The following is an 8,970-nucleotide window of genomic DNA, read 5'->3' on the forward strand; positions in this document are numbered from 1 at the left end:
AAATTTATTTCTATTTATTTGTATTGCAAAATATATTTATAAATGATATTATAAGCAATCAAGTCGGTATAAACCGACTATATCAAAATTTTAATATTCACTAATAATATACATTTAGATTTTAAGAAAGGCGTATTATGTTATATGAAGCAATAAAAGGTATTTTTATACCTTTTTTAGGTACCTCTTTGGGTGCCGCCTGTGTACTGTTTATGAAAAACGGACTCAGCAAAACTGTACAAAAAGCACTAACAGGTTTTGCGGCAGGTGTTATGGTGGCCGCATCTGTCTGGAGCCTTATTATCCCGGCTATTGAACAGATGGAAGGCACTGGTGCCGGCAGACTAAGTTTTTTGCCTGCTTTTATAGGATTTTGGGCGGGAACTTTATTTTTACTCTTACTTGACCACATTATTCCGCATCTGCATATGTATGCTGCAAAGGCTGAAGGGCGAAAGAGTAAGCTTGCAAGAACCACTATGATGGTGCTTGCCGTGACTCTTCATAATATACCCGAGGGTATGGCTGTAGGTATTGTATATGCGGGATTTTTAAACGGAACGATAGGTATATCCGCAGGAGCCGCACTTGCACTTTCTCTCGGTATCGCCATTCAAAACTTTCCTGAAGGCGCCATCATCTCAATGCCTCTTCATGCGGAAGGGCAAAGCAAGCTAAAGGCACTTTTTTACGGTGTTTTATCAGGTGCGGTGGAGCCTATAGCGGCCTCTATAATGCTTGGTGCATCCTCATTCTTTATCCCTCTTATGCCATATCTTCTAAGTTTTGCAGCAGGTGCTATGATGTATGTTGTAGTTGAGGAACTTATTCCTGAGATGAGTGAGGGAGAACATTCAAATGTCGGAGTTATCTTATTTGCCTTCGGATTTACAGTGATGATGGCACTTGATGTGGCTCTAAGCTAAAAACCCATACTTTAAATTACTCAAAAAATAGACTATAATAATCAAACAACCTGTATGGCATAAATATTCAGTATAGATCGGAGAACTTATGAAAATTATAGATGTATTACAAAAAAGAAGAACTTACTATAACCTGAACAAAACACTTCCGGTATCAAAATCAGAAGTAAAAAGGGTAGTTGAAGAGATTACCGAGCTTGTACCTGATGCTTTCAATATGAAGAGTGCAAGGGTAATTGTGGTAACCGACAATAAACAGGATGAGCTTTGGGACAAAATTTATGATACTTTTGAAGGTAAAGTTCCTCGCGACAAAATTGACGGATTTAAGGCTGCCGCAGGTACAATACTTTATTTTTATGATACTGAAGTTGTTGAAACACTGCAAAAGCAGTTCCCTTTGTATGCCGACAACTTTCCTGTTTGGGCAAATCAAGCCAACGGTATGTTGCAAATAAATATCTGGACAGGTCTTAGAGAGCTTGGAATCGGTGCAAACTTACAGCATTATAACCCTGTGATTGACAGCCTTGTACAAGAAATGTTTGAAATTCCCAAGTCATGGAAGTTAATTGCTCAAATGCCTTTTGGCGGAATTGTAACAGAACCGGAACCTAAGGCAAAAGAGAATATTGAAGAAAGAGTAAAATTTATCTAATTTATAAAGAGGGCTTATGATTCAGTTTATTGCTTTTATTCCATTCCTACTTATGAGTATCGTATTTATCACTCATATGAGAAAGGAACCCCGCGGAATGTTAACCGGCATACTGTTTTTAATCTACTTGATTACTATAGGCACTACCGGACTGTTCTCACTTTTTTATTATTCTGAAATCTTACAGAAGAATACCGCTACTTATTCTTTGGTAATGGTACTTGGAATAATATTTATTGTGGCAATTGCCCTGTTTCCGTTTGTACTTATCATTACCTATTTTGTACAGGGAATACTTATACTAAAAAAAGAGGGTCTAAGATTAAAGAATATACTGTCACTGGCATTTTCAATATCACTTGTTATTTATATATTTGTATGGCCTCTTTTCAGATTGAAAAGCCTCACAAATGTATATGAAAAACCTCTTTTACTGATTGCAGATTTAGTATATAAGATGCTTAGTTTTATATTTATATACCTGTTATTTTTGATGGCAATGTACTGTATCTCAGCTATTTTGAATCTAATCCATATAGGTAGAAATAAAAAACTTGACTATATAATAGTGCTTGGTGCAGGTATCAAGGGAAAGAGAGTAACGCCGCTGCTTGCAGGCAGAATAGATAAGGGCATAGAACTTTTAAAGTATAATCCTAATGCCAAGCTTATATTATCAGGCGGTATGGGTCCCGGCGAAGATATCCCGGAGGGCGTAGCTATGGCTGATTATGCTAAGCAAAAGGGAGTATCCGATGAAAAGATTATTATAGAGGATAAGTCAAAAAACACAAAGGAGAATCTTCTCTTTTCTTATAAACTTATAGATAATAAAAACTCTAAAATTGCCATTGTCACCACTTCCTACCATGTATTCCGTGCTTTGGTATTTGCAAAAAAGCTGAATATACCTTGCATCGGCTACGGCTCAAAGACCAAGTGGTACTTCACACTCAACGCGCTTATAAGAGAGTATATAGGATATCTTTCAATAAGCTACAGATTCCATATGCTTGTTATCTTATTCTATACAATAGCACTGTTACTGCTTACCCTCTTTGATTACCTAAATAAAACAGGTGCGATAAATATAAAAAATTTTTTACACATATAAAAAAGAGATGGTGTGACTCATTTTGAGTCATACCACCCCCTAAATTTTTACACAAAAAAGATAGCTGACAATAACCATTTTCTCCATCATATGTTATAATAAACTTACAGTTACTTATTATAAATATCTTTTGAAATAGGTCAATAGAAAATCAACTTTATTTATACTTATGATATTACCTTGTATAACATAATTGAATTAAGGCTATCAACACATTAGAAATAGAAGAAAAACATATTGAATATAATAGCACCAGATTATTTTAAAACAAAATATTCTGACAAAGTCACAATTCCAAAAAGCCTTGTACTTGTCAGAATATTTTTTTAGTTCTGCAAAAAGTAAAATGCTTATTTCCTGACAACCACATGTTTTCTATTATTTTAACAAGTCATCCTGATTTTGCAAAGAATGTCATATTCTTACTACTACTATCATGTTTTTACTTTTTTCAACAAAATAATACACTATATAATTTTTAACCGTTACCTTACATATATCATTTCTTTTCAAATATCTATTGTTTAATCTTGAACCTATGTTTGGAAATTTACATAAATTGTCCATTTCTTTTTCAAAATACTGAATAAATGATATTGCAGCATCCCTGTTACATAATTCTCTATCAATATATTTAACTATATTATTTAAATCATTTTGTGCACGGTTGGTAAGATAATATGAAAAATTATTATATTCCATATTTATCCTTCAATTCTTTTATTACTTCTTTTCCATCATTTATTTTTCCGTTTGCAAAATCTACAATACCTTCATTAATGAAATCAGCCTCTGCAATTTTAGCAATCTTAGACTCATAGTATTCCATATTCATAACTACAAGCTTTCCATAACCGTTTTTAGTAGCAAAAACCGGACCGTTCTGACATTTCTTCTCAATCTGCACAGTATCTTTTAAATCTCTCATAGGCACAATCTGCATAATCTCACCTCCAAACTATAGCTAAATTATATATCAAATTTAGCCATAAGTAAATATAATACAAAAACTGCCATAGACCAATTCTACAGCAGTACTTTTTTAGTTCCCCTTTACTTCTTTCCAAAGCTCATTATAAAGATTGTCGCCTTCATCTCCTATATACTTATAAACTTCACTGTTTTTGAGCATATCGTCTGTCGGGAAGAGTGCAGTATTGTTCTGCAAATCCTTATCAAGCAAATCATATGCAGCCTTGTTTGGTGTAGGATATGTAATATATTCAAAGTTTTTCTTTGCAATCTCAGGTCTGTTTAAAAAATCAATCCACTTTTCGGCATTTTCCTTATTCTTGGCATTCTTCGGAATTACCCATGAATCAATCCAGACATTGGTACCCTCTTTCGGTATCACATACTTAAGTTCAAAATCTCCGCCCGCCTTTTTGACCTCATTTTGAACATAGAGCATCTCACCTGAATAGATAACTCCTATAGCTGCCTCACCACCGATCATCTTATCTCTCACCTGATCCACAACATAAGCCTGTACAAGCGGCTTCTGTTCTATAAGCTTATCCTTTACCTTCTCAAGTTCCGACTTGTCTGTAGTATTTATAGAATATCCAAGCAGCTTTTCACCCACCATAAATGCATCTCTCACAGAGTCCTGCATAAGTATATTTCCCTGATACTTAGTATTCCAAAGATCTCCCCAGCTTGTTATATCATCCTTAACCATAGAAGTATTATAAAGTATACCCACAGTCCCCCATGTATATGGCACGGAATATTTATTTTCAGGGTCAAATGCCTTTGACATCTCCATGTATTTAGAATCAATATTCTTTACATTCGGCACATTATTAAAGTCAATTTCAGCAAGCATATCGTTCTTTATCATCTTTTCAATCATATAGTCTGAAGGACATACCGCATCATATACTACTCCGCCGGCTTCAATTACAGAATACATATCCTCATTTGTCTCAAACATATCATATACAACTTTGATACCTGTTTCTTTCTGAAACTCATCTATAATACTCTCATCTATATATTCACCCCAGTTATATACATAGAGTTCTCCGGCGCTGCCCGCCTTGGCACCTGCATCACTTTTTCCGCATCCTGATAATACCGCTACAAAAAGCATGCTCATCACAGTCATTGTACTTATAAATTTCTTTTTCACATTATTTCCTCTTATTCTATTTATTCTATTATTTATTTTTCTTTATTTTATTCTGTGCAATATTTGATACTATAAGCAAAATCAAAACAGTACCGAATATGATAGTAGAGAGTGCATACAGGCTCGGTTTTATGCCCCTTCGTACCTCAGAATATACCAGAGTAGATATAGTGTTGATACCTGCTCCCTTTGTAAAATATGTTATTATAAAATCATCAAGTGACATTGTAAAGGCAAGTAAAAATCCTGATATTATTCCCGGGAATATATCAGGAAATACCACCTTAAAAAATGCCACAAGAGGCGTAGCTCCAAGGTCAAGAGCCGCCTCATATGTAACTCTCTCGGTCTGCTTAAGCTTGGGCATTACAGAAAGCAATACATATGGAATGTTAAAAGTTATATGGCTTATAAGAATCGTCTTAAATCCCAGACTGATACCGAATGCAATAAATCCGAGCATCAAAGATATACCTGTTACAATATCGGCATTTAACATAGGGATATTGTTGACCGCCATTACCGCAGTCTTAGGCAGCTTTCTCATATTGTTGATACCTATGGCGGCTATCGTACCTATAATTGTCGCAATAAGTGCCGATAAAAATGCTATTATAAGTGTGTTTCTGAAGGCGGACATTATTGTGGAACTTTTAAAAAGCTCACCATACCAATCAAAAGTGAACCCTCCCCATCTGTTCCTTGACTTTGAAGTGTTAAAGCTTAAAATCACCAAAGTAGCTATCGGGGCATACAAAAAAATCAATACAAATACAAGGTAGATATCACCCAGTACTTTTCTAATCTTTGAAAAAATCAAACGCTTATTCCCTCCCCGTCTTTGTCATACTTGGCAATAAATGCCATGCTAATCAATATAAAAATCATCATAATAAGTGAAAGTCCAGAGCCGAGATTCCAGTTGCTGCCCTTTGTAAACTCCTGCTCTATTACATTTCCTATCAAAAGTACCTTACTTCCTCCAAGAATATTACTGATAACAAAAGTTGTAAGTGCCGGTACAAATACCATTGTAACTCCGCTGACAATGCCGGGAATACTTAAGGGCATTATAACCTTTGTAAAAGTCTGCATTGTATTTGCGCCTAAGTCTCTTGCCGCATTTATAGTATTGTCATCAATCTTTTCAAGCACATTGTATATCGGCAATACCATAAAAGGCAGATAATTATATACCATACCAAGTATAATGGCGGCAGGTGTATTTATTATATTAAGCCCCGGCAAATGCAGAAAATGTAAAATTGTATTTATAATTCCGTTCTTTTCAAGGAGTGAAAGCCATGCCAATGTTCTAAGCAAAAAGTTCATCCACATAGGTAAAATAAAGATAAATACTATCAAACTTCCCTTATCAAGCTTTTTACTTTTCAGTGTCAGTGCCAGCGGAAATGCCATTATAAGACATATAACAGTACTCACCACAGACAGGCTTATTGACAGAATCAGTGCCTTAAAGTGTTCTCCTGCAAATATTGCAAGCACATTTGCAAATGTAAAACTGCCGCTTTTATCAGTCAGTCCATATATAAAGATAAGCGACAGCGGTATTATTGTAAAACCTGCCATCCATATAATATATGGGAATGCCAATACCTTTCTAAAGTCTTTATTCATTTACTCCCACAGCCTCCTCATCCTCAGACTCAGGCTTATTCATTATCTGAATATCAAAAGGATCTACACTGATTCCTACTTCCTTACCTACATGGAACATATCTGTGGAATGTACAAGCCATTCATAACCGTTCGGAGTGGTTACTTCCATCTCATAATGTACACCTTTGAATATCAAATGAGTCACCCTGCCCACCAAAGTACCTTTATCAGGTTCCACAAGATCTATATCCTCAGGTCTTATTACCACATCCACAGGTTTGTTGTTGCCGAATCCCTCATCCACACAGGCAAACTTTGCACCGAAAATCTCTACAAGTCTGTCCTGTACCATGGTAGCGGCAATTATATTTGATTCACCTATAAAGTCCGCCACAAAGGCATTTTCAGGTTCATTATATATCTGTTCAGGTGAACCCATCTGCTGGATATAGCCCTGATTCATAACTACGATAGTATCAGACATTGTAAGTGCCTCTTCCTGATCATGTGTGACATAGATAAATGTGATACCCAGCTCGTTTTTCAGTCTGATAAGTTCATACTGCATATCCTGACGAAGCTTAAGATCAAGTGCTCCAAGCGGCTCATCTAAAAGCAGTACTTTCGGTTCATTTACAATAGCTCTTGCTATTGCAATTCTTTGCTGCTGTCCTCCTGAGAGCAGATTTATATTTCTGTTTTCAAAACCCTTTAAGTTTACAAGCTTCAGTGCATACTTTATCTTGTCATCTATATATGCCTTGGGCTTATTTTTTATCTTCAGTCCGAAAGCAATATTTTCCGCAATACTCATATGAGGAAATAATGCGTACTTCTGAAATACGGTATTTAAATTTCTCTTATTAGGCGGTATATTTGATATATCTTTGCCGTCAAATATTACTCTACCGCTGTCCGCCTGTACAAATCCCCCTATTATCCTAAGGGTGGTAGTTTTACCGCAGCCTGACGGCCCCAGTAAAGTTACAAAAGAGTTTTCTTTAATTGATAAATTCAAATCATCTAAAACAATCTCTCCGTCAAAACTTTTTGAGATATGTTCTAAATCAATAAGAGATGTACTCATACTTCCTCCAAAATATTCTAAAAATTAGGCGGTGTGCTGACCCAAATAAGCTTTGCACCACGCTTTGAGCTGATATAATGCTTTTTATCCGATGTAAAATAAAAAGACTCACCTTTTTTTGCTACATACATATCATTTCCCCTATGTATCTCCACACTGCCCGAAAGAATATATCCGAACTCCTCACCGTCATGAGGATTGTCAGGATATGTAAGCCCTCCTGGTTCTATAATCTGTAGTATAGGTTCCATCATATTTTTTTGTGCATTCGGTATTATCCATTTGACGGTATTATTTAGTTCTTTATCCTCTTTAATAAAGTAATCTTCTTCTGTAAAAACAACCTGCGTCTCGGTTTCTTCATCAAAAAAATCCTTTATCTGTACTCCGAGGCATTGCAAAATATCAAGAAGAGTTGCTATGGACGGGGATGTAATATTATTCTCAAGCTGTGAAATAAATCCCTTTGACAATTCCGCCCTGTCGGCAAGCTCTTCTTGTGTAAGCCCTGCAAGCACTCTGAGTCTTTTCAGTTTTGAACCGATATCCATAAAAACCTTTCTTTGTGTTGCACACTATTTCTAAGTAAAAAGTTTAGTGTTATTAAACAAAGAACATTATACATCATCTGAAACAGCTGTCAAGCAATTTATTTTTATTTATTTCTTCAATTTTCATATCTATTATTTATAAATTTTATAGCACTATGTATAAATAAATCTGTAAAGTGATATTAAACCGACAAATAAGTTTTTATCAATTTCTTTATGTTTTTTAATTTGTATTTTAATACTTGCTATGATATAGTGAAGTTGTTAAAACATAATTTATTTTATATTATTGTAAAGTGGGATTTATATTATATGAATAAAACCGATAATTTTGACCTTAATTTAAGCCTGTCTGTAAAAGTTGTTATACTGATATTATTGATTATATGTATACTTAACGGAAGTAAAATCTCCGATTTTATTTATTCCTTAAATACCGAAGGCTTTAGTGAATTTGAGGGAATGAGAACATATATATCGGTACAAATCATCCTAAGTATTTTATCAATCCTTGATGCATTGTTGATAGCTGTGGATTATTACAAAATTTCAAAAACTTCATAGATTATGTATTTATAAATATATCAGAATTTAAAAGGGGGCTGTGAAATAAGCATTTCTACTCCTCACAGAACTAAATAAAAATATCCTGACAAAAAATACAAGACTTTTGTGCATAGTAGTGTTTTAAAGTCAAGGACATTTTATTCAAAAGGATTCATTATCGATGGATTAATACAGGAGAACTTTATGGACCAATACATTTGTAATTATCGTACTATCAGAGATATATCTACTACAGATAGCAGTTTTTTGCCATCGGTTTATAACTTTTATAAAAATGATATCATTATACCAAAAAAATCACAGGATGATATAA

General features: G+C 34.6%; 11 protein-coding genes. 4 read left to right on the top strand and 7 right to left on the bottom strand.

Annotation, left to right across the window (positions count from 1 at the left end):
• Positions 1-137 precede the first annotated feature (137 nt).
• From HMPREF0381_RS11675 to HMPREF0381_RS11685, 3 genes are all read left to right on the top strand, one after another.
• Positions 138-926 carry a ZIP family metal transporter gene (locus tag HMPREF0381_RS11675; RefSeq protein WP_008752188.1) on the top strand — a complete coding sequence of 263 codons (789 nt, stop codon included), beginning with the start codon at positions 138-140 and terminating at the stop codon, positions 924-926.
• An 88-nt stretch (positions 927-1,014) separates the two neighbouring features.
• Complete coding sequence (locus HMPREF0381_RS11680) at positions 1,015-1,584, top strand: nitroreductase family protein (RefSeq protein ID WP_008752189.1); 570 nt, start codon at positions 1,015-1,017, stop codon at positions 1,582-1,584.
• A gap of 16 nt (positions 1,585-1,600) precedes the next feature.
• Complete coding sequence (locus HMPREF0381_RS11685; RefSeq protein ID WP_008752190.1) at positions 1,601-2,698, top strand: YdcF family protein; 1,098 nt, start codon at positions 1,601-1,603, stop codon at positions 2,696-2,698.
• Between the two features lie 414 nt (positions 2,699-3,112).
• On the opposite strand, the gene HMPREF0381_RS11690 is transcribed toward HMPREF0381_RS11685, so the two are convergent.
• The 7 genes from HMPREF0381_RS11690 to HMPREF0381_RS11720 all read right to left on the bottom strand — a co-directional run bounded on the left by HMPREF0381_RS11690 (position 3,113) and on the right by HMPREF0381_RS11720 (position 8,090).
• Positions 3,113-3,400, bottom strand: coding sequence for a type II toxin-antitoxin system RelE/ParE family toxin (locus HMPREF0381_RS11690; protein WP_008752191.1), 288 nt, complete (start codon positions 3,398-3,400; stop codon positions 3,113-3,115).
• Positions 3,390-3,641, bottom strand: a complete 252-nt coding sequence (locus HMPREF0381_RS11695; RefSeq protein ID WP_008752192.1) for a hypothetical protein — start codon at positions 3,639-3,641, stop codon at positions 3,390-3,392. The genes HMPREF0381_RS11690 and HMPREF0381_RS11695 overlap by 11 nt, the downstream gene beginning before the upstream one ends.
• Before the next feature lie 99 nt (positions 3,642-3,740).
• Positions 3,741-4,832, bottom strand: a complete 1,092-nt coding sequence (locus tag HMPREF0381_RS11700; protein WP_008752193.1) for an ABC transporter substrate-binding protein — start codon at positions 4,830-4,832, stop codon at positions 3,741-3,743.
• 28 nt (positions 4,833-4,860) lie between these two features.
• Positions 4,861-5,652, bottom strand: a complete 792-nt coding sequence (locus tag HMPREF0381_RS11705) for an ABC transporter permease (RefSeq protein WP_008752194.1) — start codon at positions 5,650-5,652, stop codon at positions 4,861-4,863.
• Positions 5,649-6,470: an ABC transporter permease gene (locus tag HMPREF0381_RS11710; protein WP_008752195.1), complete on the bottom strand. Its 822-nt coding sequence runs from the start codon at positions 6,468-6,470 to the stop codon at positions 5,649-5,651. The genes HMPREF0381_RS11705 and HMPREF0381_RS11710 overlap by 4 nt, the downstream gene beginning before the upstream one ends.
• Positions 6,463-7,539 carry an ABC transporter ATP-binding protein gene (locus HMPREF0381_RS11715; RefSeq protein WP_008752196.1) on the bottom strand — a complete coding sequence of 359 codons (1,077 nt, stop codon included), beginning with the start codon at positions 7,537-7,539 and terminating at the stop codon, positions 6,463-6,465. Before HMPREF0381_RS11715 ends, HMPREF0381_RS11710 begins: the two co-directional genes overlap by 8 nt.
• A 17-nt stretch (positions 7,540-7,556) precedes the next feature.
• Positions 7,557-8,090, bottom strand: coding sequence for a helix-turn-helix domain-containing protein (locus HMPREF0381_RS11720; protein WP_008752197.1), 534 nt, complete (start codon positions 8,088-8,090; stop codon positions 7,557-7,559).
• Between the two features lie 312 nt (positions 8,091-8,402).
• Here HMPREF0381_RS11720 and HMPREF0381_RS11725 point away from each other — a divergent pair, with 312 nt between their 5' ends.
• The gene (locus HMPREF0381_RS11725; RefSeq protein WP_242824427.1) at positions 8,403-8,654 is read left to right on the top strand and encodes a hypothetical protein; all 252 of its coding nucleotides are present in this window, start codon (positions 8,403-8,405) and stop codon (positions 8,652-8,654) included.
• Positions 8,655-8,970 lie beyond the last annotated feature (316 nt).

Source organism: Lachnoanaerobaculum saburreum DSM 3986 (assembly GCF_000185385.1).
In the GTDB taxonomy this organism is placed as follows: Bacteria; Bacillota; Clostridia; order Lachnospirales; family Lachnospiraceae; genus Lachnoanaerobaculum; species Lachnoanaerobaculum saburreum.

What these genes read in the sequence shown, in the direction of transcription:
- HMPREF0381_RS11675 (WP_008752188.1), top strand. Translation starts at nt 138, where the DNA reads ATGTTATATGAAGCAATAAAAGGTATTTTTATACCTTTTTTAGGTACC.
- HMPREF0381_RS11680 (WP_008752189.1), top strand. Translation starts at nt 1,015, where the DNA reads ATGAAAATTATAGATGTATTACAAAAAAGAAGAACTTACTATAACCTG.
- HMPREF0381_RS11685 (WP_008752190.1), top strand. Translation starts at nt 1,601, where the DNA reads ATGATTCAGTTTATTGCTTTTATTCCATTCCTACTTATGAGTATCGTA.
- HMPREF0381_RS11690 (WP_008752191.1), bottom strand. Translation starts at nt 3,400, where the DNA reads ATGGAATATAATAATTTTTCATATTATCTTACCAACCGTGCACAAAAT.
- HMPREF0381_RS11695 (WP_008752192.1), bottom strand. Translation starts at nt 3,641, where the DNA reads ATGCAGATTGTGCCTATGAGAGATTTAAAAGATACTGTGCAGATTGAG.
- HMPREF0381_RS11710 (WP_008752195.1), bottom strand. Translation starts at nt 6,470, where the DNA reads ATGAATAAAGACTTTAGAAAGGTATTGGCATTCCCATATATTATATGG.
- HMPREF0381_RS11715 (WP_008752196.1), bottom strand. Translation starts at nt 7,539, where the DNA reads ATGAGTACATCTCTTATTGATTTAGAACATATCTCAAAAAGTTTTGAC.
- HMPREF0381_RS11720 (WP_008752197.1), bottom strand. Translation starts at nt 8,090, where the DNA reads ATGGATATCGGTTCAAAACTGAAAAGACTCAGAGTGCTTGCAGGGCTT.
- HMPREF0381_RS11725 (WP_242824427.1), top strand. Translation starts at nt 8,403, where the DNA reads ATGAATAAAACCGATAATTTTGACCTTAATTTAAGCCTGTCTGTAAAA.